16 protein-coding genes are annotated in these 22,317 nt (G+C 46.0%); 12 read left to right on the forward strand and 4 right to left on the reverse strand.

The window, feature by feature from the left end:
- Nucleotides 1-26: 26 nt before the first annotated feature.
- Nucleotides 27-404, reverse strand: coding sequence for a transmembrane 220 family protein (locus AC1DFM_RS30110; protein WP_477080495.1), 378 nt, complete (start codon nt 402-404; stop codon nt 27-29).
- Between the two features lie 703 nt (nt 405-1,107).
- Here AC1DFM_RS30110 and AC1DFM_RS30115 point away from each other — a divergent pair.
- The 6 genes from AC1DFM_RS30115 to eboC all read left to right on the forward strand — a co-directional run bounded on the left by AC1DFM_RS30115 (nt 1,108) and on the right by eboC (nt 11,099).
- Nucleotides 1,108-4,332: a SusC/RagA family TonB-linked outer membrane protein gene (locus AC1DFM_RS30115; protein WP_477080496.1), complete on the forward strand. Its 3,225-nt coding sequence runs from the start codon at nt 1,108-1,110 to the stop codon at nt 4,330-4,332.
- Between the two features lie 31 nt (nt 4,333-4,363).
- Nucleotides 4,364-6,160 (forward strand): RagB/SusD family nutrient uptake outer membrane protein, encoded by a 1,797-nt coding sequence (locus AC1DFM_RS30120; RefSeq protein ID WP_477080497.1) that lies wholly within the window; start codon nt 4,364-4,366, stop codon nt 6,158-6,160.
- A 113-nt stretch (nt 6,161-6,273) separates the two neighbouring features.
- Nucleotides 6,274-7,809 (forward strand): FG-GAP-like repeat-containing protein, encoded by a 1,536-nt coding sequence (locus tag AC1DFM_RS30125; protein WP_477080498.1) that lies wholly within the window; start codon nt 6,274-6,276, stop codon nt 7,807-7,809.
- A gap of 414 nt (nt 7,810-8,223) precedes the next feature.
- Nucleotides 8,224-9,117 (forward strand): EboA domain-containing protein, encoded by an 894-nt coding sequence (locus AC1DFM_RS30130; RefSeq protein ID WP_477080499.1) that lies wholly within the window; start codon nt 8,224-8,226, stop codon nt 9,115-9,117.
- 20 nt (nt 9,118-9,137) lie between these two features.
- On the forward strand, nt 9,138-10,124 hold the full coding sequence (locus AC1DFM_RS30135; protein ID WP_477080500.1) for a TatD family hydrolase: 987 nt from the start codon (nt 9,138-9,140) through the stop codon (nt 10,122-10,124).
- A 54-nt stretch (nt 10,125-10,178) separates the two neighbouring features.
- The gene (gene eboC / locus AC1DFM_RS30140; RefSeq protein ID WP_477080501.1) at nt 10,179-11,099 is read left to right on the forward strand and encodes a UbiA-like protein EboC; all 921 of its coding nucleotides are present in this window, start codon (nt 10,179-10,181) and stop codon (nt 11,097-11,099) included.
- 108 nt (nt 11,100-11,207) lie between these two features.
- On the opposite strand, the gene AC1DFM_RS30145 is transcribed toward eboC, so the two are convergent.
- Together AC1DFM_RS30145 and AC1DFM_RS30150 are read right to left on the reverse strand one after the other, a co-directional pair.
- Nucleotides 11,208-11,846, reverse strand: a complete 639-nt coding sequence (locus AC1DFM_RS30145; RefSeq protein WP_477080502.1) for a response regulator — start codon at nt 11,844-11,846, stop codon at nt 11,208-11,210.
- Nucleotides 11,847-11,856: 10 nt separating this feature from the next.
- Nucleotides 11,857-13,845, reverse strand: a complete 1,989-nt coding sequence (locus AC1DFM_RS30150) for a tetratricopeptide repeat-containing sensor histidine kinase (RefSeq protein ID WP_477080503.1) — start codon at nt 13,843-13,845, stop codon at nt 11,857-11,859.
- A 594-nt stretch (nt 13,846-14,439) separates the two neighbouring features.
- Here AC1DFM_RS30150 and AC1DFM_RS30155 point away from each other — a divergent pair.
- The 6 genes from AC1DFM_RS30155 to AC1DFM_RS30180 all read left to right on the forward strand — a co-directional run bounded on the left by AC1DFM_RS30155 (nt 14,440) and on the right by AC1DFM_RS30180 (nt 21,675).
- Nucleotides 14,440-15,597, forward strand: a complete 1,158-nt coding sequence (locus AC1DFM_RS30155; RefSeq protein ID WP_477080504.1) for a 3-dehydroquinate synthase — start codon at nt 14,440-14,442, stop codon at nt 15,595-15,597.
- Nucleotides 15,594-16,814 carry a metabolite traffic protein EboE gene (eboE, locus tag AC1DFM_RS30160; protein ID WP_477080505.1) on the forward strand — a complete coding sequence of 407 codons (1,221 nt, stop codon included), beginning with the start codon at nt 15,594-15,596 and terminating at the stop codon, nt 16,812-16,814. The genes AC1DFM_RS30155 and eboE overlap by 4 nt, the downstream gene beginning before the upstream one ends.
- 203 nt (nt 16,815-17,017) lie before the next feature.
- On the forward strand, nt 17,018-18,385 hold the full coding sequence (locus AC1DFM_RS30165) for an alkaline phosphatase family protein (protein ID WP_477080506.1): 1,368 nt from the start codon (nt 17,018-17,020) through the stop codon (nt 18,383-18,385).
- A 6-nt stretch (nt 18,386-18,391) separates the two neighbouring features.
- Nucleotides 18,392-18,997, forward strand: coding sequence for a DUF6992 family protein (locus AC1DFM_RS30170; RefSeq protein ID WP_477080507.1), 606 nt, complete (start codon nt 18,392-18,394; stop codon nt 18,995-18,997).
- Between the two features lie 271 nt (nt 18,998-19,268).
- The gene (locus AC1DFM_RS30175) at nt 19,269-20,606 is read left to right on the forward strand and encodes a Gfo/Idh/MocA family protein (protein ID WP_477080508.1); all 1,338 of its coding nucleotides are present in this window, start codon (nt 19,269-19,271) and stop codon (nt 20,604-20,606) included.
- Between the two features lie 286 nt (nt 20,607-20,892).
- On the forward strand, nt 20,893-21,675 hold the full coding sequence (locus AC1DFM_RS30180) for a sulfite exporter TauE/SafE family protein (protein ID WP_477080509.1): 783 nt from the start codon (nt 20,893-20,895) through the stop codon (nt 21,673-21,675).
- Here the strand turns inward: AC1DFM_RS30180 and AC1DFM_RS30185 are convergent, their stop codons facing one another.
- Nucleotides 21,676-22,032, reverse strand: a complete 357-nt coding sequence (locus AC1DFM_RS30185) for an MmcQ/YjbR family DNA-binding protein (protein ID WP_477080510.1) — start codon at nt 22,030-22,032, stop codon at nt 21,676-21,678.
- Between the last annotated feature and the right edge of the window lie 285 nt (nt 22,033-22,317).

Raw genomic sequence — 22,317 nt, forward strand, 5'->3', positions numbered from 1 at the left:
ATTAAATAAGATATCAGTCGCATGCCTCAGGCGGTTCTTTTGCGTTTGCCGTAAAAATAATTGATTCCCAATGCCGCAATACAAATAAACAATCCAAAGAACTCCCTGGTTTCTTCAATCCATGGCTTGGTAGCTTTCATGGTTTCCGCCAGGTTTTCCGCATTGTGCTTGGTGAACCAATCTTCCACGCCATTCTGATCAAAAAACTTGTAGATGGCATATGCCAGGTATACGGCTATTCCGGCCAGGTACAACTTCGGGTAAAACTGCTGACGGGATGCCAGCCAACAAAGTACCGCGGAATAAAGATAGATAGGCATCCATACGTAAGGATCAGGATCATTGTACTGTAAGCCGGCAAAAAGGATAAACATCAGGCATAAAACAATATTCAATACTTTCATGACAACAACAATTAGAGCTTAAACATACACAAAACAAAACCATATTCTTATATTATTTTATCCCGGCAGTGTGGAATAGTGGAATGACAGCCTGCAAATTTGGCACTTTTGAAAAAAATGTGAAAAGAGCATTTGTCTGGGCTAAAATATTGTTATATATTCGGAATCATTAACAGAATTCCACGTGAGAACCAAAATCTGAGACGAAAATGTTTGTTACTAGCAGCAAGTTTCTCACACTATTTATTGGCTTGAATCCATATCAGTAAACATTTAAACTATGACCCGACATGATCTAATCATTATCAGATCCGGCACAGTTAGTAATGTCTTTTTCTACTTTCAATAGTTATGTTTTAACTGTTGTGCGGACACTTATTTCTTATTCTCACTGTGCAGCGCATCTTGTACAGGCGATGGGTAATTAAATGCTTTACATACCGGCTGTAAAACAAACCTATAGCGAAACCTCGCTATGGGAAAGGATTCTCTTTGTTTTATACCAGCACCTGTTGTGATCATATCACTGCAGGCAGGGAACTCCTGTGCGTTATATACCGGTAGTACAAATGACCTGTTGCGGAYAGCCACAGCGGGACTGGAGTTCGTATGCAAAGCCGTATCTGTGCAACAGCAGAAATATGCAAAACAGGTACCCTTTTTTTAACCAATTTTTTCTTAAACGTTACGCTTAAATCACGTTATGAAAAAGAAATTCTACCAGGCCATCGCCGCACTATGCGGCCTCTTGCTGTTATTAGCAGGAAGCAACGTTTACGCACAAACGAAAATTACCGGAAAAGTGTCTGACAAGGCCTCAGGAAATGCACTGCCCGGTGTTACCGTATCCGTAAAAGGTACCAACCGCGGTACCGCTACAGATCCCACAGGAATCTTCACCCTGCAGGTCCGCTCTGGGGAAACACTGATCTTCTCCTTTGTTGGCTACGACCCACAAGAGGTGGTAGTTGGCAACGGCCCTGTCAATGTTTTACTCACCGAAAAAGTAGGATCGCTGGAAGAAGTAGTAGTCACTGGTTACGCCAGCCAGAAAAAGAAAGACCTCACCGGTGCAGTATCCATCGTAAAAGTAGAGAACCTTACCAAACAGCCTACCTCGCAAATTGCCAGCCAGCTGCAGGGACAGGTTTCCGGTGTGACCGTTCTCGGTGGCGGTCAGCCCGGTCAGGAACCACAGGTGAAAATACGCGGTATCAACACCTTTGGTAACAACACGCCCCTCTACATCATCGATGGAGTACCAGTGTCCAACCTAACAGACGTGAATCCCAACGATGTGCAAACCATGCAGGTACTGAAAGATGCCGGCGCTGCTTCCATCTATGGCGCCCGCGCCGCTAACGGAGTCATCGTGATCACCACCAAAAGAGGTACCGGCAAAGTGAAAGTTACCTACGACGGCTACTATGGCCGACAGAAGCCACAGGGCGGCAATGTATGGAACATCCTCAATCCACAGGAACAAGCCGATCTCAAATGGATAGCTATCAAAAATTCTCCAGGCGTTAAGCTGGAAGATGCACAATACGGTAACGGGGCTACGCCAGTATTACCGGATTATATTGCCCCCAATGGTTTGAAAGAAGGTGATCCCCGCGTGAATCCCAATCTCTATTCTGTAAATCCCAATTACAAATCCGCTGCGGACCTCGCCTCTTTTTATCGCATTACTAAAGCTAATAAACAAGGAACTGACTGGTTCCACGAAATATTTAAACCAGCTCCCATCACCAGCCATAACGTATCTGTAGCCGGTGGAGGAGATATCGGTAACTATTTCTTCTCTTTCTATTATTTCAATCAACAGGGTACCTTAACCAATACCTATAATAAACGCTACGCGGTACGCGCTAATACCAATTTTAATATTACGGATCATATTCGCGTAGGTGAAAACATGGAGTATTCCCTGATCAACAACCCGCAAATTGGTACACTCGTAGAAGGTAGCGGTATTGGTATGGCATTCAGAGAATTGTCCATCATTCCCGTGTATGATATCAAAGGCAACTACGCCGGCTCCAGCGGCAAAGATCTCGGCAACGCCCGCAACCCGGTAGCGATACAGGATCGCTTCGGCAGAACCAAAGCCGCGGCCAACAGATTATTGGGCAATGTATACGCAGAAGCGGACATCCTCAAAAATTTCACCCTGAGAACCAGCTTCGGAGGTGAAATTTATTCGTTCGATAATAACAGCTTCACCCTGCCCGAATACGAAAACGCTGAAAATACCACCGTGAACCAGTATACAGAAACTACCGGCAATGGCTATGACTGGACCTGGACCAACACGCTGACCTTTCATAAAAACTTTGCACAAAAACATGATTTGAAAGTGCTGATAGGTACAGAAGCATACGATAACCACTTCCGTACCCTAACCGGTACTACCACGGATTATTTTACTTTTGATCCTAACTTTACCAATCTGAGTACAGGTACCGGTACACCCACCAATGGCAGCGGATTTGGCAGCGATGGATTGTTCTCCCTGTTTGCCAGGGCAGATTATTCTTATAAAGACCGCTACCTTTTTGGCGCACTGATTCGGCGCGATGGCTCCAGTCGCTTTGGCGCCTCCAACAGGTATGGTAACTTCCCCGCTGTAAGTGCCGCCTGGCGTATATCACAGGAAGAGTTCATGAAATCGGTGACTTGGATCTCGGATCTGAAACTTCGTGGTGGCTGGGGTATCATGGGTAACCAAATTAACGTAACACCCAGTAACCGCTTTATCGCTTACGGATTCGACAGAACTTCCTCGTTCTATAGCATCAACGGTAATTCTACTACCAGCAAGGGCTTTATGAGAACACAAATCGGTAACCCCAATGCGAAATGGGAAAGCAATGTAAACTCCAACATCGGTATAGACGCCACGTTGTTCAAAGGACAGCTGGAATTTACAGTAGATTACTACAATAAAGTAGTAAAAGATCTGTTGTATAACCCCGAACTGGCGGGCGTTTTCGGATCAGCCACCGCGCCCTATACCAACGTAGCCAAAATGAGAAACAAAGGTTGGGATGCCGCTGTTACCTACAAACAGGATCTGGCTAAAGACCTGAAACTGGAAGTAACCGGTACTCTGACTACGTATAATAACAAGATACTGGCCATTTCAGAATCGGCTCCTTACTTTGACCTCGAAAGCCGTCGTTTCGGATCACCTATTATCCGCAATGCTATTGGCCAATCTATCAGCGAATTTTTTGGCTACAAGATCATTGGCTTCTATAACAGTGCGGACGAAGTGACTGCCGCCAATAATGCAGCTAAAGCCAAGTTCCCGGGTATCAAGGAATATCAGGCCGGCGCAGGAGTAGGTCGCTTTAAATACGCTGATGTAAATGGTGATGGTAAAGTTGATGCTGATGATCGTACTTATCTCGGTAATCCTAATCCTAAATTTTCCTATGGATTGAATATCGGTTTAACGTATAAACAATTCGATTTCTCTGCTTTCTTCTATGGTGTACAGGGAAATAAAATCTGGAACCAGGTGTTATGGTGGACAGACTTTTATCCTTCTTTCGTAAGTGCCAAGAGCAAAACAGCACTGTATGATTCCTGGAGCCCTACCCATCAGAATGCAAAAGCACCTATTCCTGAAATCAGCTCTACGCCTAGTACCTCCGGTGCACCTAACTCTTATTTCGTAGAGAATGGCTCTTATCTCCGTGCTAAAAATATGGCGATCGGATACACCCTGCCTACGTATATGCTGAAACGGGTGGGTATCCAAAAATTCCGCGTATATGTGCAGGCGGCTAACCTGTTTACCATCACCAAGTACACTGGTATAGATCCTGAAGTAGCAGGAAACTCTCAGTCATTCGGATTGGACGAAGGCGCTTATCCCAATCAGCGTCAGTATCTGATAGGTGTAAATGTTGCTTTCTGATCCTTTTGTTGAATTGTTAAAACTGAATCAAATGAAAACTTTAAGATATTCAAGTCTTGCTATTATATTATTTGCGGGTTTGTTCATGGCCTGCAAAAAAAGCTTCCTGGATCGTGATCCGGTGGGTACAATGACGGAAGAAATTGTGGCCAATAAAGCAGGTGTAAATTACCTGCTGGTAGGTGCTTACGCAGCACTCGACGGCCAGGGCAACGGTGCTGCACTGGGTGGTGGTAACCCCTGGGAGGCTGCCCCTACCAACTGGATTTATGGTAGTGTAGTAGGTGGAGAGGCGCACAAAGGCAGTAATGCCGGCGACCAGGAGCCTATTAATGAAATCGCTAAAAGTACGTACAGCGCTGCCAATTCCTTTTTCAACACCAAGTGGAAAGCGGTGTTTGAAGGCGTAAACCGTTGTAATCTCACGCTGAAGAAAATGAGTGAAGCTACGGACATGTCGGATGCAGAACGTAAGCTGGTGGGCGCACAGGCTCGTTTTCTGCGTGGGCATTATTATTTTGAATTGAAGAAAATGTACAATAATGTGCCTTATATCAGCGATACTACTTCCGAACTAAGAATCGCCAACGACAAAGATATCTGGCCTTTTATTGAAGCGGATTTTCAATATGCGGTGGATAACCTGCCGGTAAACTGGAAAGATCAGGGAGATATTTCCAGAGTCAATAAGTCCGCTGCGCAAATCTATCTTGCTAAAACTTACCTGTATGAGAAGAAATTCCCGCAGGCATTCACCCTGTTCCAAACAGCGGTAGCAACAGGTATGACCAGCGCTGGTGTGAAGTACGGCCTGGCTAACCGCTACGAAGACAATTTCGATGCGGCCAAAAAAACCGGCAACCCGGAGGCCGTATTTTATATAGAAATGACGGCTAACGACGGTACCAACACCATTGCCAACGCCAACTCCGGCGAAATGTTGAATTTCCCTTACGATCCTAGCCCATTTGGATGCTGTGGATTTTTTCAACCTTCACAGGATCTGGTGAATTCTTTCCGGGTAGATGCAAGCGGATTGCCTTATCTCGATGATTATAATTTACATCCGGTAAAATCTGATAAAGGACTGGGCAGCGGTGATGCGTTTGTTCCAGATGCAGGTCTGCTGGACCCCCGCCTGGACTGGACCGTAGGCCGTCGTGGTTTACCTTACCATGATTGGGGCAATCATCCTGGCGCCCTGTGGCAGCGTGATCAGGGATATGGCGGTCCCTATTCTCCCAAAAAAATGGTGTACTGGAAAAAAGACCAGGACAAATACCACGATGCACATAGCTGGGCGCCCGGCTCCGCTATTAATGTAAACCTGATCCGATTTGCAGACGTATTGCTGATGTATGCAGAAGCAGCCGCACAAACCGGTAACCTGCAGGTGGCCACCGATATGGTTAACAAGGTACGCGACCGGATGAAAAATAATCCGGACCAGTGGCTGCATAAATTTGTAGACAGCACCCAGCAGTTTATTCCGGACACGCTGGCAGCTAATTACAAAATTGGAGACTATCCTGTCTTTAGCGGTAAAGATTTTGCGCTTAAAGCCATCTATTTTGAACGCAAACTGGAATTGGGTACCGAAGGTCATCGTTTCTTCGATCTGTCCCGCTGGGGCATCGCAGCAACCGTATTGAATGCTTATTATAAATATGAAAACGGTAAAATAGCAGATGGGGGAGCTGGTTTCACGGATTTGATAGGCGCAGTATTTACGCCAAAACGGAATGAATACTTCCCGATTCCGCAACGACAAATAGATTTGACCCTGCAAAACGGACAACGTGTGTTGAAACAGAACGACGGATACTAGAAGCAATTACGAATTACGGATTTGTGCGTAGATAGTAAACGCGAATATCTTATTCGCTTACATCTACTCACAAATCCGTAATTCGTAATTCGTAATTTTCAAAAAATTAACCCATGCCCGATCAACCAAAACCTCGGCAGGTAGCCAGCATTTTTTTATTAATGATAGCAGCAGGCAGTATATTCAATAGTGCCTGTCATACGCCCACTCCGGATGAGAAGGGAAAAGCCCTGGCAGATAAATATTGTTCCAGCTGTCATTTGCCGGTGTCGCCGGATATGTTGGATAAGGAAACCTGGACCAAACATGTGTTACCCGAAATGGCGCGTAAGCTGGGCATCAAGGTGTGGAGTGGCAATCAGTATTATCCACCGATGCCGGGCGAGAAACCGGCGATTATTTCTATTAAGGATTGGACTGCATTGGTGGAGTATTATCAACGGGTGGCGCCTGATAGGCTCCCCGCTGCTAAACCGCCGGTGCCTTTGCAACATGACTGGGCGTGTTTCTCCCTGAAATCACCTGTGGTGAAAGACAGTCATTTCGTAGCAGCTACCACGATGGTGTCATTTCTGCCAGCTGGCGGGCTATTGACCAGTGATGCCGGCAGTAACACCCTCACGAGATGGGATAGCGCCGGGCAACGGGTATCTGTCCGGAAATTACCTTCTCCCGCTACAGATGTGCTATACCTTCCCGATACTGCGGGCCGGCAGCAGGCTATTGTGACCGAAATAGGCAATCTTCGGGCTTTGGATGTGTCTGCTGGGATTGTTACCCGTATCGATCTGGAAGATCCGCAAAGCAAACAGGTGGATATCATGCCTTTTTTGAAGCGTCCGGTACAAACATTATCAGCAGATTTTGATAATGATGGGCTCAAAGATTTACTGGTATGTGCTTTTGGCCATAATCAGGGCGGTTTATACTGGCTGAAACAATTACCGGATCATCAGTGGAAACAGTTGCCGATCTGGGAAGTGCCCGGTGCTATTCATGCTGAAACGGGCGACTTTAACCACGACGGCTATACGGATATCATGGTGTTGTTTGCGGCTGGTGATGAAGGTATCTGGTTGTTTGAAAATAATAAGAAGGGTGGTTTTATCGCGAAAAATCTCCTGAAATTTCCGCCATTGTATGGTTCTACCAGTTTTCAACAGGCAGATTTTAATGGAGATGGACAACTGGATATACTATATAGCTGTGGAGACAACATGGATTTTTCTATGGTGCTTAAACCTTACCACGGTTTGTACGTCTATATAAATGAGGGGAGCAATAAATACAGGCAAGCCTGGCACTATCCGATCAATGGATGTACTAAAGCTGTAGTAGCAGATTTTAATCAGGATGGTAAACCAGATATCGCTGCCATTGCCTTTTTCGCGGATTTTGAGCACAATCCATCAGAGAAGTTTATTTTTTTCGAAGGAGGTAAATCACCGCTTACATTTACACCACATGCACCGCCCATTGAAAAAGAGGGTCGGTGGATTTGTATGGATGTAAAAGATTACGATCACGATGGAGATCCTGATATCGTACTAGGAAACTATGCGGGCGGATTTATAATACTCGATCATTATAAGCCGGACTGGAAAGAGTATCAGCCCTTTATAGTATTACAGAATAATTCGAAGCAATAATTGCAACGTAAAATTGATTTGTTTATTTGGAATGAAAGTAGAAATATGTATCTTAGGGCCGTTATTTGCTACATACATTATTGCTTTTGTGTCAGATCATAAACCAGGGAGATTAACACTCGATGTTTCTGATCAATAATGTATCTTCGTTCTTGATCAGCGTTTTCCCAACTTATACAATATTGCACGGTGCCTGTCGTCAGAGGTGCAGTGATATTAAGATATCCTGATGCATAATCAGGTTTTAGAATGGCGGAAGGAGAGGCAGTAATGCCTCTCTTTTATTTTGTAGCTGTCGCTCAACCCCTGATTTTGCCATCTATCATAAAAAAGCCGCACAATTCTCTAAATCCCATTATTACGGGTTAATTTTAGAGGGAAATCAGCATTATTGTTTTTAAACGGAATATATCAGTGGCTGAATATGCATACGATCAGGATAAAGTGAGCACGCTGCTTAGTACGATCATCAGGAACCAGGGGAATGAAAAAGCAAATAACTGGCTGCAGCAACGTTTACAGGTGCAGCAACAAACAGGTGCTATTCCGCAGTTCAATCAAACTTTTACAGCAATTCCACGTTTCACCGGTAATGACTTCATTACACTTTCGTCGTCGGAAAATGAACAGCTGCATCAGCTGCTGCCGTCTTTTTTCGTACAGGGGTGGACGTTAAGTCGCCTTGCCCGCGTCTGGTGGCTGTTGCAGCTGCCAGTTACAGATAAAGCGTTGTACCTCGATACGCTGGAAAAATTATTCAATGCGGCAGAAATGAATGAGCTGGCCGCTTTATATAGCGCCCTGCCCCTGCTCCCATGGCCGGAAGAGTGGATAGCCCGCACTTCGGAAGGAATCAGGTCTAATATCGGTATTGTACAGGAAGCCATTATGCTGCGTAATCCTTATCCGGCAAAGTATCTCCCGGAACCAGCATGGAATCAGCTGGTCATGAAAGCCATCTTCACCGATAAACCACTTCACCTCATTACCGGACTGGATGAACGCGCCAATAACGCGCTGGTCAATATTCTGATAGATTTTGCACACGAACGCTGGGCGGCTGGCAGAACGCTGGACCCCATGCAGTGGCGTATTCTGGTGAATTTTGTCAATGAAAATAATTTGGGAGATATCACCCGCATCCTGCATTCTCTGAATAGCATGGAGCAGGAAGCCGGCGCACTGGTATGTGCCTACACCAACTACGCGCCCGCCAAAGCATTACTGGCGCAATACCCATCATTGGCAGCGGAAATAAAAGCGGGTAGCATTTCCTGGGATACATTAGCGCAAAAAAATACCAAATAATAAAATAAAAATAATTTGATATGTGCGGAATTCATGATTTAACAGAGAAAGATCTCCAACCACTAACGTATACTCCTGCTTTCCTCGATAAAATAAAAGGCATGCGTTTCTTTGATCCGCATGTACACATGACAGCCCGCACCACCGACGATTATCAGGCCATGGCCGATGCCGGTGTGGTAGCTATTATTGAACCTGCATTCTGGTTAGGACAGCCAAGAACCGGCGTAGATACTTTCCGCGATTACTTCAGCAGCCTCCTGGGATGGGAACGTTTCCGCGCTTCACAGTTTGGCATCAAACACTATTGCACCATTGGCCTCAATTCCAAAGAAGCCAACAACGAAAAACTAGCGGAAGCCGTAATGGAAATACTGCCGCAGTTTATTTATAAAGAAGGCGTTGTCGGTGTAGGTGAAATCGGTTTCGATGACCAAACACCACTGGAAGAAAAATATTATCGCGCACAACTGGAACTCGCCAAAGAAGCAGGACTCCCCGTTCAGATCCACACGCCGCACCGTGATAAGAAAAAAGGTACGCAACGCAGTATGGATATTGCACTGGAGCACGGATTGGAGCCTCACATGATCATTGTAGATCATAATAACGAGGAAACTGTGAAAGAAGTGCTGGATCGTGGCTTCTGGGCTGCATTTACCATCTATCCGTTCACCAAAATGGGCAATGAACGCATGGTAGCCGTGGTAAAACAGTATGGAAGCGAACGTATTATGGTGAATTCCGCTGCAGACTGGGGTATCAGCGATCCGCTGGCCGTTCCTAAAACCGCCGCTTTAATGCACGAAAGTGGTATTGACTTGAATGATATTCATTTGGTAACTTACAGCAATGCTGTAAAAGCCTTTGCACAGAGCGGCCAGATGAATGAAGCTGATTTTGAAATTGGAGGAAACATCGATCAAAGTGAGAAATTTAACGGAAGCTCTATATTACGCGGAGGGCAGCAACCTCGTATCGACAAAAATACAACCATCATCCGGTAAAGGCCTGACAGGCTCGTTTCTGCTGGCAATGAACCATGAAAACCTGATAATACGGTGAGTTATATTGTTAGCAAATTGAGTGGATATCTGCGCCTGATGCGACCTGCCAATATCATTACTGCAATAGCAGATATATTGGCCGGTGTGGCCATTTCCGGCTACTTCATCAATGTGTCGTTTGAAGCAGTTACACTGGACCTTACTTTACCTGTAGTGTGCCTATGTCTCGCTACCATTGGTTTGTACGGTGGCGGCGTGGTTTTTAATGATGTATTTGATGCCACACTGGATAGTACCGAACGCCCGGAAAGACCAATTCCAAGCGGCGTTATCTCTAAAACACAAGCCATCATTCTGGGCGCTTACCTGTTATTGGTGGGTATCCTGGCTGCTTTTTCAGTAGGACGCCTCACCGGTTTTTCCGGCTGGCTCGCCATCGGTGTAGCCGTGAGCGCTCTTGTATATGATAAATGGGGAAAGCACCATTCTTTCTTAGGCCCCTTTAATATGGGGCTCTGCCGGGGACTCAATCTCCTGCTGGGGATCAGTATTGTACCGGATGCCCTGCAAGCATACTGGTGGATGGGCTTTATTCCCATTATATATATCGCCGCCGTCACCAATATCAGCAGAGGAGAAGTACATGGCGGCAGCGTGAAAAGTTTACGACTCACCGCTATTTGCTACGCGGCAGTATATACTACGATGGGATTGCTGGCTTTTCTGCATCATCGCATCTGGTCCGCTCTCCCATTCATTCTGCTCTTTGCCGTCATGATCAATCTGCCACTGTTCAAAGCCATGAAAGATCCTTCGGGGCCTAACATCGGAAAAGCGGTGAAAGGAGGTATTATTGCGCTGATAGCCATGAATGCCGCCTGGATTGCCGCTTTTGCCACTTTGCCATTTGCATTGATCGTGTTGTTGCTATTGCCTGTATCGCTGATATTGGGTAAACTTTTCGCGGTAACCTGAGAAATAGCTTTTAGCCATTAGCTTTTAGCTTTTAGCAAATGCAGCGAATGATTAACAAATATCGGTCTTCGCTGCATTTGCTAAAAGCTAAAAGCTAATGGCTAAAAGCTAGGCTACTATTCCCCGCTTCATCGCCTCTTTCACCAAACCAGCGGTATTTTTTACCGCTAATTTTTGCGTCAGGTTAAGCCGGTGTGTTTCCACGGTACGTAAGCTGATATACAATTGGTCTGCAATTTCCTGGTTGGAATATTCGTCAGCAATTAGTTTCAGAATTTCCTGCTCTCTCCGCGTAAGCGGTATATCATAACTAGTACGCTTTTGGCCGGTAATCATTTCCTGTAGCAGTTGCTGTTGAATGGTATCATCCAAAAACTGYTCTCCGGCATTCACTTTCTCAATGGCCTGAATCAATTTGTCGGGGTTCGTATTTTTCAACAGATAACCGCTGGCGCCATTACGCAGCATTTGCTTGATATAATGGGACTCCATGAAACTACTCAACGCAATTATTTTTACATCAGGATGTGTTTTACTCACCTGCTTGCACAAGGTGATGCCATCTATTTCCGGCATCTGAATATCCAGCAACAACACATCCGGTTGTGTGCCTGGTAATGCCGCCATCAGGGCATCAGGCATATTGCTTTCATATACCACCGAAATGTGTGAATAAGGGGCCAGCATAGCTTTGATTCCGTTGATAACCAGCAGGTGATCGTCTGTGATAGCGAGTTTGATTTGCATATAAGTGATATTAAAAAGTAGGTTGCAGTTCCATCAACTGCATAATAGCAATGTTAAATTCCATGTACACGGTGGTGCCGCAACCCGGTGTAGCCGTTAACGTAAGATGACCATTTAAAGCCGCGGTTCTGCTTTCCAGATTTTTCAACCCCATACCATTATTCATTTTGGCCACATTTTCAAAGCCGATGCCATTGTCTTCCACCGTAATGGTGAGCAGTTCTTCATGCTGCGTAATTTGTACCAGCGCCTCGGAAGCCTTTGCATGTTTGATAATATTGTTAATCAGTTCCTGTACCAGCCGGTAAATAGACAGTTCAAAATTTCCTTTGAACCGCTGCATGGTGCCGAAAGTATAACAGCTGATCTGCAGCTGACGGGAATGGCTGACGTTGTTGCAGAAAAATTCCAGCGCCCCCGCCAATCCCATCCGCGCCAATATTTCCGGCATCAGGTTATGCGCTGTTTTACGTACTTCGCCTATTGCGTCGTCGAGCATGTCGAGTGCATGATTAAATCCTTTATCCTGCTGCAAATAGCTACGCTCATACCTGAGCGCCCAGAAATGCATTTTTACAGCAGATAACAAACCGCCTACGCCGTCGTGCAGGTCTTTTGATAAGCGGGTGCGTTCCTTTTCTTCCCCTTGCATCATGGCATCCAGCACCTGCATGGTTCTTTCTATTTCCATACGCTGTAATCGTTGTTGCTGCAGATGATGCCGGTGTTGCCACCGCTGCCAGATCAATATGCATCCAATTAATAGCAGGAGAACGCTACAACAGAAAACACCGATCCAGATATTTTTTCCTTGTAGTTCCAGGTCTTTTTGTGCCAGCAATAATTTTTTTTCAGCGAGATCACGATCCTTTTTCTCTGTCAGGTACTGCGTTTCCAGCTGCTGCACATTGCTGCGGGTGCTGCTGCCTACCAGGGAGTCGTTGAGCGCTTCATAAGCTTTACGCATCCGGAAGGCGGCTTCGTAGCGATGTTGCGCCGCCATATTATCGGAGGCCGTAAGATATGCACGCCGAAGCTCATCACCGGAATGATAGGTCTTCGCCAGTTGGATGGTCTTTTGCAGGTATTTATCAGAAAGGGGGTAGTCGCCGTTTTTGTGCAGCGCCTGCGCATAGCCCATGTAGAGCAGCATCAGGTTCTCCGGCCCCGGATCATCCTGCGCAATGACTAATGCTTTTTTATACGTTTGAAGCGCCAGTGTATGTTGCGATAATTCAGAATATACACGGGCCTGGTTGGTCAGGGCATTTAACACCAGTAAGCTGTCGCCGTTTTTCCGGCCTATGAGTAGCGCCTGGTTAAAGTAATCACTGGCAGCTGCATGGGCTCCTTCCAATAGCTTACTTTGACCCATATTCACCAGGGCGGCGCTCACGCGTAATTTTCGTTTTAGCTGGACTCCCTGTTCATAGGCTTTGCTGGCATACATAAATCCTTTCTGATAATCCCCCAGTGTGTTAAAAACAGCCGCCAGATTATTGAGCATCATACCGGCGGTAACGCTGTCCCTGGCAGTTTCTGCCAGTTTCATGGCTTCCAGGTAAGCGCCGGCAGCGGCCTGGAAGTTCGCCATCTGCTGATATTCCATGCCACAGTAGCTGATAGCAACGGCCTGGTTGACGGTATCTTTTAAGGCCGCGTAGATGGTCACCGCCTGTTTGACCATGTAAAGCGACATGGCATATTCGCCACGCATATCTTGTATGTACATGTAGTAGCAGGCAAAATCGGCCACGCCCTTGTAATAAGAAAGTTGTTTGCTAAGTTGTAAGCCCTGCCGGAAAGCCGCTTCTGCTTCTTTCATACTATAAGGCAGCAACATACAACCATATGCATAAAGAGATTGCACCCGGCTACTGTCCGCCGCCTGTTGCTGAATAACCCGGGAAAGGCTGTCCAGTTGCGGCGTATAGGCTGCCGATAACGGCTGTTGGCTACTGAGTACAATACAACACATCAAAACTAATATTCTCCACATCGCTAAAATGCTTGTGCAACCTCGGGGTTGCCTTGTTAATAATCCGGTTACTTTCAGTTAACATACAGGATGCCTGCCGGCAGAAAATGAAATAGCCATCCCCAGCCAGCACAGCGCGCGACAAATGCTCAAACGTGCAAAAAAGCGTGAATAATAACCGATGTTACAGGAGTTAACAAATGGAAATCCCATTTTTTGGGGCTCAACGAAACTTTAATCCGGGCTGTAATATTGACAATTATTCTACAGTAGGATAAAGGTCAATAATTCTGTTTTAATACGCAATAGGTAAAAGGACGAATGGATCAACGGACGACAAATGACAGGGTAGTAATGGGTTGAAATTCTTTGTGGTGTTGTGTTTGTCGACTAATGGTTTATGTCAGTAGAACTACGCAATTTATAAATTGACGGTTACTACTGTCAATAAACCCTGTAAAAATAAATTTCTTTGCATACCGATAAATGATTCTACAGGCTAACCCCAAAAGATAGGCTCCGTTCCCGGAGCCTTATTCTTTATAAAAAATCACATTTTTTCTATGTACTTTTAAAGGCTATAGTTTTTTTAAGACAGACGATGCGGAATAAGCCATGGAATATATTCAACAAAATTTCAATGTAAATTTCTCTTACGGGGTTTTCTTTAGCAGTCATTTATTTGATCCAGCCAATACCTGTTTGGCGTCTTTTCTGGCATCAAAAGCAGAAGAGGCATATGTTAAAAAGATACTCGTAATTCTCGACGGAGGTGTAGCGGCACATCATCCTCAACTTACCCAGCAAATTCAGGAGTATTTCCAACACGTGCCCGGCTTTCAGCTGGCGCCGGAAATAGTTACCATCGCAGGTGGAGAAGCGGTAAAGAATGATTTACCACTCCTTTTCAGCCTGGTAGACGCCATTGATAAGTATGGCATCGATCGCCATTCTTATGTAATAGGAATCGGCGGTGGTTCACTGCTGGATCTGGTAGGATTTGCGGCCGCCATTTCTCATCGCGGCGTAAAACATATCAGGATACCTACCACTGTGCTATCGCAAAATGATTCTGGCGTAGGGGTGAAAAATGGGGTGAACTATAAAGGGAAGAAAAATTTCCTCGGCTCTTTTGCCCCACCGGCAGCGGTATTCAACGACCCGGTATTTTTAACGACCCTGGATTCACGCGACTGGCGCTCCGGGATGGTGGAAGCCGTAAAAGTGGCACTCATCAAAGATGCCGCCTTCTTTAACCGTATAGAAGCCACCGCCGTAGCCATGACCGCCGGCGATATGCCTGCCATGCAGGAGCTGATTTACCGGTGCGCAGACTTGCACGTACAACATATTGGCGGCGCCGGCGATCCGTTTGAAAGCGGCTCTTCCCGCCCGCTGGACTTCGGTCACTGGAGCGCACATAAACTGGAACAACTCACCAACTTTGAGTTGCGCCATGGAGAAGCAGTATCCATTGGTATTGCGGTAGATAGCGTATACTCGTTCCTGTTAGGTTGGCTGCCGGAAGCGGATATGTATCGTATTCTGACGGTGTTAAAAAATATGCAGTTACCCATCTGGCATCCCCTGCTGGAAAAGCAAGATGGGAAACCTTCTCCGGTAGTTGTTGGCCTCGAAGAGTTCCGCGAACATCTCGGTGGCCGCCTGACCATTTCCCTGCTGCGTGCTGTAGGCAAAGGAGAAGAAGTACATGAAATGAACCTGGAGCTACTGTATAAAGCAGTGGATATCTGTAAAAATAACCAAGGATGAAAACAGCTGTAGGACATCTGACGTACTGCACCAATATTCATCCCGGCGAAAGTTGGGGCGATCACTTTGCGCAGTTGAAGCAATTTATACCAGCCATCAAACAACAGGTATCTCCGGATCAGCCATTTGGTATCGGCCTGCGCCTGGCCAATACGGCCAGCCTGGAATTGAGTAAGGAAGAATCCCTGAAAGCATTTCAGCAATGGTTGAAGGAAGAAGATTGTTACGTGTTTACCATGAATGGTTTTCCATACGGTGGTTTTCATAATGTGGTGGTGAAAGACCAGGTGCACGCACCCGACTGGACCAGCGCAGATCGTGTAGCCTACACCATTCGCCTGTTCCGTATACTGGCGGCGTTATTGCCTGCCGGTATGGAAGGAGGTATTTCTACCAACCCACTTACCTATAAATTCTGGTGCAACCGCTGTGAAGAGGAAAAGAACTCTTTTACAGAAAGCGCTACCCTCAATATGTTGCAGGTACTGGAACAGCTGGTACGCATACATCGCAGCGGAGGACCGCTTTTACACCTCGATGTGGAACCAGAACCAGATGGCCTGATGGAAAATACCAGCGAATATATTGCGTGGTATTTCGAAGAATTATTACCTGCTGCTGTACCATTTATTATGGAGAAGTTTAACGTGACAGATACCGAGGCCGTAACAATCATCAAATCGCATATTCAATTGTGCTACGATGTTTGTCATTTTGCATTGGTATATGAAGCGCCACAACGGGTACTGGAGCGTTTGCAGCATTATGGCCTGAAAATAGGAAAGCTACAGATCAGTGCAGCACTGAAAGCAGACATGCCAACGGATACGACTGCACGAAAAGAAGTAACAGATGCATTCCGCCGGTTTAATGAACCGGTGTACCTGCATCAGGTAATTGCCCGTAAACAGGACGGTACGTTTATTCATTATCCGGATTTACCGGAAGCCCTTGCAGATGAAGACAATCCGGCCGTAACGGAATGGCGTTCCCATTTTCATGTGCCGGTATTTCTCGATAAATTTGGCGTATTACAATCCACACAGGAAGATATTAAGCAGGCGTTGGCTTTACAGCAACAACAGCCTTTCACCCAGCACATGGAAGTGGAAACATATACCTGGGATGTATTACCACCCGAATTAAAGCAGGAAATGTCTTTATCCGTTTCCCGGGAATTGAACTGGATAAGAAAACAATTGGCAGAGAAAGCTTAAAACCAAAGCCGAAAGCAAAAAGCATTGGTTTTTTGTTCCCCGGTTTTTTACTTTTGTTATCTGCTCAAGCTGATTACCAATAGCTGGCAACCAGGAAATAAAGAATCAATAGAAAATTAATAAACAAAAACCGGGAACGAAAAACCGGGAGACAAAAAACAAGTTTTTGCTTTTCCGTTTTTTTGATTTCTGCTTGGCCATCTATGAGAAAGACAGTAGTTATTGATGTAGTGGGGCTCTCCACTAATTTGCTGGAGCACCTGCCTTTTCTAAAGGCTTATACGCAACAGCGGCACCTGGCTACGGTGAAACCCATGTTACCGGCGCTGACCACATCCGTGCAAAGTACCTATCTCACAGGGGAATGGCCCAGTGAGCATGGCATTGTAGGCAACGGCTGGTACGACAGAACCGATGCGGAAGTAAAGTTCTGGAAGCAATCCAACAAACTGGTGGATGCCCCCAAAATTTGGGATCGCGCCCGGAAGCTGGACCCGTCTTTCACCGTTTCGCAAATGTGCTGGTGGTATAACATGTACGCTAACGTGGACTACTCACTGACTCCCCGTCCCAACTACCTGTCAGACGGCCGTAAAGTACCGGATTGCTATACTACGCCCGCTTCGCTGCGGGATCACCTGACCGAAAAGCTGGGTCAATTTCCCTTGTTTAATTACTGGGGGCCTACTGCCAGTATTAAGTCGAGCCAGTGGATAGCAGATGCTTCTATCATCACAGATCAATTATACAATCCTACCCTGACTTTCATTTACCTGCCTCATCTCGACTACTGCCTGCAGAAATTTGGGCAGGACCCGGTGCGTAATGCAAAAGAGCTGAGTGAAATAGATGCGGTATGTAAACAATTAATTACCTACTACCAACAGCAGCAATGCGATCCGATCGTATTGTCTGAATACGGTATTACCAATGTGAATAATCCCGTTCACCTGAACCGGTTGTTAAGACAGGAAGGCCTGTTGACGCTGCGCGTGGAAAACGGATTGGAGCTGCTGGATGCCGGCGCCTCCAAAGCATTTGCGGTAGCCGATCACCAGATTGCACATATTTACATCAACGATCCATCCTGCTACAAACAGGTGCGTAATCTTCTTGAAAACGTGCCGGGCGTGCAACAGGTACTGGACCGGGAAGGCAAAAGACAGCATCAGCTGCACCATGCCCGTACAGGCGACCTCGTAGCCGTTGCGGATGCCAATAGCTGGTTTACCTATTACTACTGGCTGGACGACGCTAAAGCGCCTGATTTTGCCCGTATCGTGGATATTTTCCGTAAGCCAGGTTATGATCCGGTGGAAATGTTCATGAATCCTGCTGATCCATTCATTAAACTGAAGGCTGCCGGCAAGCTGCTGAAGAAGAAGTTGGGCTTCCGCTACCTGATGAATGTGATACCATTGGATGCCACGCTGATTAAAGGCTCCCATGGCCGGCTGGAGGAAAATCCCCTGTATCATCCCGTGGTCATCAGCCCTGATCCTGTTTCCAAAACCGAATTGTTGGCCACCGACGTATATGGGGTGATATGGAATCAGTTGACAGGTAAATAATAGCGTATGCATAAATATGCGGGTACCCTGATTATTACACTGCTGCTAGCGGTACGGCTCATTGCGCAGGATAGTTTGTCCCTGCCCCAATTTAACCGCGAACGTATACAAACCACTAAAACCGCCATGGTGGTGCTGGCGGGCTGGTCTGTAGCCAATATCGCTACCGGCCTGGTAGCCATGGGGCAAACCAGTGGTGAAGCCAAATACTTCCACCAGATGAATGCCATCTGGAATGTGGTGAATCTGGGGATTGCCACTGCTGGCTATTTCGGCAATCGCAAGCTCAACCCAGATAGCTACAATATGCAGGGTAGCATTAAAGAGCAAAACAAAATTGAGAAGATATACCTGGTCAATGGCGCTCTCGATGTAGCCTACATCCTGGGTGGCTTATACGCCCGTGAATACGGAAAAAATCAAAGTGGTAAAGAACAGGACCGCTGGAAAGGCTATGGGTCTTCTATTATACTACAGGGCGGCTTCCTGCTGTTATATGACGCGGTGAATTTTACTATCCATCACCGCCATGGAAAAGCACTCTATCGGAAGTTCGACGGCATGCAGATAACGTTTGCACCGGGGCAGGTAGCGGCCAGCCTGCGTTTTTAAGAGTCCTGCGGATTTTGTCTTTCTCCCGGTTATATTGATTTTTATTTTTTGATTTTGGAAGATGTGAGCAGCATTTATCTGCCTTATCTCTCCAAATCTTTTTCTATCTTTTATAAATCAATCACCACAGGAATCAGTGTAATCAGTATAATCCTGAAAAAAGACAAAAACTCGTTCCATTCCTCATATTTTCTATAATTCCGGGAATTAATTTTCTACATTCATGCAACCGATTGTTATTTCGAATAACCAAGCATAAATATCTGTCGTTATGAAAAGAAGAGACTTTCTGAAAACCGGTGGCATGGCCGGTTTAGGAGCAGGGTTGACCATTCTTAATTTTCCCGTTTTCGGGAAAAACGCTCCCAGCAATAAACTGGTCCTCGGCGTAATGGGAGTAAATTCCCGGGGAAACTGGTTGGCGCAATGTGCCGCGAAATTGCCCGGTGCTGAAATAGGCTACATCTGCGACGTAGAAGACGGCGCCATTGCCAAGGGCCTCAAAGCTATTGCCGGCGCGCAGGCGAAGCAACCTACAGTGATCAAAGACATCCGCAAACTGCTGGAACGCAAGGATTTTGATGCGCTGATTGTAGCCGCACCAGACCACTGGCATGCCCCGGCAGCCATTATGGCTACAGCAGCAGGTAAGCACGTGTATGTGGAAAAGCCTTGTGCACACGATCCCGGAGAAGGAGAGCTACTGGTGGCCGCAGCAAAGAAATACAATCGACTGGTGCAAATGGGTAACCAGCGCCGTTCCTGGCCTAATCTGCAACAAGCCGTGAAGGAGGTAAAGGAACAACAGGTATTAGGAAAAGTATATTATGGTAAAGGATGGTATGTGAATAGCCGTGGTCCCATTGGCATCGGCAAAAAGATACCGGTTCCGGCTACACTGGATTGGGACCTCTGGCAGGGGCCTGCTCCCCGCCGCGATTATCTGGATAACATCGTCCACTATAACTGGCATTGGCGCTGGAATTGGGGCACCTCAGAAACCTGTAACAATGCCACTCATGAACTGGATTGCCTACGCTGGTTTATGGACGTGGAATTCCCCACTAAAGTAACATCCGCCGGTGGGCGCTATGCCTATCCGAAAGACGATTGGGAAACACCGGATACCCAAACCCTGAATTTTGAATTCGAAGGTGGTAAAGCCATCTCCTGGGAAGGCCGCAGCTGTAGCCCTTTTGAGCTGGAAGCCAGTGGCCGCGGATTTGCCCTGTTCGGCGAAAACGGCAGTCTGTATAATTCCGGCGGCGATAGCTATAAACTCATTGACCCCAAAGGGAAAGTCATCAAGGACATAAAACAAGCCGCTAATCCTAATCAGAGTGTAACCAACACCGTTAGTCCTGCCGGCGAATTTTACGACGCGGTACACCTTAATAATTTCCTGGAAAGTATTCGGGGTAATGCGTCGCTTAATTCTGAAATCAACATTGGCTACCGCAGTACCCTGCTTTGTTTGCTTGGTAATATCGCACAGCGCACCGGGCATATCCTGCATACTGATTCCGCAAACGGTCATATCCTGAATGATAATGAAGCGATGAAAATGTGGAACCGGGAATATGAAAAAGGCTGGGCGCCAAAAGTGTAAATACCCCACGGAATTTTGAGTGCCGGTGAAAAGTGATTTTTTTAAAAAATGTCATCCTGTGTAATCATCGGTTCTCAAAATTCCGTATCTTCACATCGTTGAAAACCCCTTCTCCTATTACGTTTATAGACTAGCAATAAATATAATAAGTTGTTATCCCCCATAACATTTAGTTATCGGTATTATTTGTTTATGGAATGATGTTCCCCTATTTTTGGTCTACCTGTAATTTTTTATAACCAACCACACCAACCACGAAGTTGCGCGTTCCCGGAGGAATGATTGAATGGAATTTTTACAACAATCTGAATACCTGCCAGTATTGCTGATAGGCCTCGTAGTCGGCTATTTGTCCGGTTTATTAGGCAAAGGAGGCAGTGCCATCAGCACTCCCGCACTGCAGATATTTGCAGGCGTAAATCCTTTTTTTGCGCTGGCATCGCCTTTACCGGCATCTATTACCAGTACGTTGTCTGCTACAGCAGTGTACCGCAAGGAGAAGTTATTCAATAAGCGGGTGATCCTGCTGGGTGCAGCTTTTGGCGTACCTGCTACCATTATCGGGTCCTGGCTGAGTAGCTATTTGCCTGGTAAGTCATTAATGATCATGACCGCTTTGTTCATTATGGTAACCGGCATGTCGTTAATGTATTCCTTTATGCGGGGAAAGCCAGTAGGAGAAACACCTGTGGCAAGCGATGACGTACCAGCCGGAAAACTGGTGATGGCGGCTTTGTTTATTGGCTTTTTATCAGGTCTGCTGGCAAATGCGGGTGGTATCCTGTTCAGCTCCTTCTTTATCAAAAAATTACGGATGCCGATTAAGCAAGCCCTGGCTTGTGCAGTGGTATTGTCGGCGGTATTGTCGATTCCTGGGGCATTAACACATTGGTGGTTGGGGCATATCGACTGGAATATTGCGCTGCTGCTATCGCTTACGGCATTCCCTGCTTCCTGGCTGGGCGCTAAAACGGCCGTTAAAATGAAAACACCTGCCCTGGAAAAATTATTTGCACTCACCCTTATCGTATTCGGCGTATACGACATCTTCTTTACGATCTGGAAATAATTACGCGTGGGCTTTCATCTTATGAATAGCTTCCTGCTCAAATACCGGCAGGGAGCTTACAATCAGCTCATACGCATTCATCAGAAAGTTTTCCAGCTCCTGCTCCGGTAACATATCTTCCTGCTTCAACTGAACCCAGTGATATCGCGCAAGATGAGGCGCCGGTACAATGCCTGGTCTTGAAATTAATTGATGAAACTGCGCAGAACTGCATTTAAATGACACCCGGTGAGGTGGCTCAAGGGACATCATGCAGAATAATTTTTCGCCTACGTAAAAACGTAATTCATTGTCCCACTTGTTTTCAGTGGAAACTGCCGGAAGCGAACGGCATAAATCGAGGGTGTGATCAAACATAGCAGCAGGTTTTTTAAGAATATTATACAACCCCGTTTTTTAAGACGGTTATTTATGTCAATAGTTTATAGGCACAGGCTAACATATGAAAATATGAAGCATGTGTGGTTAACGTATCGCTAAGCTGTAAATAGTGAGTGAAACCGCTTTATAAAAATAGGAAATAAAATGCAATCGTGAATGTTAAAAAGTAAGGTTGCGTTGGGTTGTTAATCAAAATTTAATAGCGCTTTTAGCTATTAGCTTTTAGCAAAATGCAGCGAAGACCAACATATGCTGATCTTC

The organism is Chitinophaga sp. 05T412, assembly GCF_056396465.1.

What these genes read in the sequence shown, in the direction of transcription:
- AC1DFM_RS30155 (WP_477080504.1), top strand. Translation starts at nt 14,440, where the DNA reads ATGGAATATATTCAACAAAATTTCAATGTAAATTTCTCTTACGGGGTT.
- AC1DFM_RS30115 (WP_477080496.1), top strand. Translation starts at nt 1,108, where the DNA reads ATGAAAAAGAAATTCTACCAGGCCATCGCCGCACTATGCGGCCTCTTG.
- AC1DFM_RS30180 (WP_477080509.1), top strand. Translation starts at nt 20,893, where the DNA reads ATGGAATTTTTACAACAATCTGAATACCTGCCAGTATTGCTGATAGGC.
- AC1DFM_RS30135 (WP_477080500.1), top strand. Translation starts at nt 9,138, where the DNA reads ATGTGCGGAATTCATGATTTAACAGAGAAAGATCTCCAACCACTAACG.
- AC1DFM_RS30165 (WP_477080506.1), top strand. Translation starts at nt 17,018, where the DNA reads ATGAGAAAGACAGTAGTTATTGATGTAGTGGGGCTCTCCACTAATTTG.
- AC1DFM_RS30170 (WP_477080507.1), top strand. Translation starts at nt 18,392, where the DNA reads ATGCATAAATATGCGGGTACCCTGATTATTACACTGCTGCTAGCGGTA.
- AC1DFM_RS30150 (WP_477080503.1), bottom strand. Translation starts at nt 13,845, where the DNA reads ATGTGGAGAATATTAGTTTTGATGTGTTGTATTGTACTCAGTAGCCAA.
- AC1DFM_RS30175 (WP_477080508.1), top strand. Translation starts at nt 19,269, where the DNA reads ATGAAAAGAAGAGACTTTCTGAAAACCGGTGGCATGGCCGGTTTAGGA.
- AC1DFM_RS30110 (WP_477080495.1), bottom strand. Translation starts at nt 404, where the DNA reads ATGAAAGTATTGAATATTGTTTTATGCCTGATGTTTATCCTTTTTGCC.
- AC1DFM_RS30120 (WP_477080497.1), top strand. Translation starts at nt 4,364, where the DNA reads ATGAAAACTTTAAGATATTCAAGTCTTGCTATTATATTATTTGCGGGT.
- AC1DFM_RS30185 (WP_477080510.1), bottom strand. Translation starts at nt 22,032, where the DNA reads ATGTTTGATCACACCCTCGATTTATGCCGTTCGCTTCCGGCAGTTTCC.
- AC1DFM_RS30125 (WP_477080498.1), top strand. Translation starts at nt 6,274, where the DNA reads ATGCCCGATCAACCAAAACCTCGGCAGGTAGCCAGCATTTTTTTATTA.
- eboE (WP_477080505.1), top strand. Translation starts at nt 15,594, where the DNA reads ATGAAAACAGCTGTAGGACATCTGACGTACTGCACCAATATTCATCCC.